The following is a 1689-nucleotide window of genomic DNA, read 5'->3' as shown; positions in this document are numbered from 1 at the left end:
CCTCGGGGTTTCATGATTAGGGGCGTCCAGGACCCGGACAGAGAGAAGAAAAGTGCTCCTGACCAGGGATAATGATGTTTGCGACGACATCAATATTCTCTAGAAAAGGAGCACTCTCAGAGTGAAGTCTACCCGCACCTATCCCCGCCTGCACATCGATACCGCACCCAGCAACGCCCTCGGCCACGCCGGTGGCCTCCTGCTCACCGAAACCGTGCACACCAGCAGCCTCGACCACCAGTTGAAGACGGCGCTGGCACCGTGGAAGAAGCCCTTCACCGTCCATGACCCAGCCAAGATCCTTCTCGATCTCGCGATCACGCTCGGACTCGGTGGCGACGCCCTGTCCGATACCACAGCGGTCCGCGACGAACCTGACCTGTACGGGCCGGTGGCATCGAATCCAACGATCACCAGGATCATCCAAACCCTAGCCGCCGACGTCGACCGGGGCCTGACAGCGATCAACCAAGCGCGGGCCACAGCCCGGACCCGGGTGTGGGAACTCGCCGGTCAACACGCGCCGAACCACAACGCCGATGCGCAGAACCCGTTGATCATCGACATCGATGCCAGTCTCGTCGCCTCACACAGTGAGAAGGAGAACGCGAAACCCACCTATAAGAAGGGGTTCGGATTTCATCCCCTGCTCGCCTTCATCGACCACGGGGACTGTGGGACTGGTGAGCCTGTGGCCCAGTTGCTGCGTCCTGGAAACGCGGGATCGAACACCGCTGCCGATCACATCAAGTTGGTCAAACTCATCCTCGATCAGTTGCCCGGGGCCAACCCTCGTCCGGGTAAGAGTGCCCTCATCCGCACCGACACCGCCGGTGGCACCCATGACTTCCTCGAGTTCCTCACGAAGCGGCGTCTGTCTTATTCGGTGGGCTGGATGCTGCCAGGCAACACTCCCGACTTGTATCGGCAACTGTCGGAACTCGGCGCGTGGGAGCCAGCCTATGACACCAACGGTGAACCCCGCGACGGTGCTGATGTGGCCGAGTTGACCGGGGTGCTCGACCTGGCCGGCTGGCCGGAAGGAATGCGGATCATTGTCCGGCGTGAGCGTCCTCATCCGGGTGCCCAGTTGCGCTTTGATGATGTCGACGGGTACCGGGTCACCGCGTTCGCGACGAACACGAAGGGCGGGCAGTTGGCGGATCTGGAAGTCCGTCACCGATCCAGAGCCAGGTGTGAGGATCGGATCCGCATCGCCAAGGACTCGGGGTTACGCAACTTCCCGTTGAAGGGATTCGATCAGAACCAGATCTGGTTAGCTGTTGTCGCATTGGCTGGAGAGCTTGAAGCGTGGAAGTCGTTGCTGGCGTTTCCGACCAACGACATCCGCAAGTGGGAGCCGAAGAAGCTGCGCATGCACGTCTACGCAGTCCCGGCGACGATCGCGAGAACAGCACGCCGGGCCGTGGTGCATATGAAGGAGACTGCCCGCTGGGCCGGGACCATCGTTGCTGGCCTCGACCGGTTGCGGAGTCTGCCGCGGCCAGCCCCAGGATAGAGCCGTGGAGTCCGTGTTCGTTCGAGTTGAGGAAAGCGCTGGGGTTGGATCCCCGCCAGGCCGTGGCGACACACGGTGATCGTGTCATGCTCGAATGGCAGAATCAGTGTCAGTACGCGGCAACGGAGCCGGAATCATGGGCAACCAGCTACCCATGAAAAATCGAGGCT

General features: G+C 61.5%; 1 protein-coding gene. It reads left to right on the top strand.

Annotated elements, in window-relative coordinates:
• Nucleotides 1-121: 121 nt before the first annotated feature.
• A complete protein-coding gene (locus INT29_RS19850; RefSeq protein ID WP_193073268.1) occupies nucleotides 122-1519 on the top strand; it encodes an IS1380 family transposase in 1398 nt (465 codons plus the stop codon).
• Nucleotides 1520-1689 lie beyond the last annotated feature (170 nt).

The organism is Brevibacterium sp. FME37 (assembly GCF_014897485.1).
Lineage (GTDB): Bacteria > Actinomycetota > Actinomycetes > Actinomycetales > Brevibacteriaceae > Brevibacterium.
This window is presented reverse-complemented; position numbering and strand designations above follow the sequence as displayed.